Origin of the sequence: Drancourtella massiliensis (genome assembly GCF_016900655.1) — a bacterium.
Lineage (GTDB): Bacteria > Bacillota > Clostridia > Lachnospirales > Lachnospiraceae > Sellimonas > Sellimonas catena.
Map to the genome: position 1 here is coordinate 1 of NZ_JACJKH010000124.1, position 323 is coordinate 323.

Genomic DNA, 323 nt, shown 5'->3' on the forward strand with positions numbered 1-323 from the left:
CAGTACATCCAGTACGTCCCGGATTTTTCTAACCGGGATAATGGTCAGACGTTCTTTTACTTCCTCTGCAACATCTTCCAGATCTTCCACATTGTACTGCGTAATGAATACCTTCTCGATTCCGGATCTCTGAGACGCCATCAGTTTTACCGGCAGACAGCCGATCGGGAGACCATATCCCCGCAGGGAACCGTCACCTGTCATGGCTTATTCCGTAGGGACTGCATTTCCTGTCACAAGAGAGGAGAGGGCGGTAACCAGTGTGATGCCGGAGGACGGTCCGTCTTTCGTGATCGCTACTGCCGGAATATGAATATGTAAAT

At 50.2% G+C, this 323-nt stretch carries 1 pseudogene; it reads right to left on the reverse strand.

Features of this window, described 5'->3' with window-relative positions:
• Positions 1 to 315: pseudogene (locus tag H6A32_RS16025) on the reverse strand (S16 family serine protease); the annotation flags it as partial.
• Positions 316 to 323: the final 8 nt, after the last annotated feature.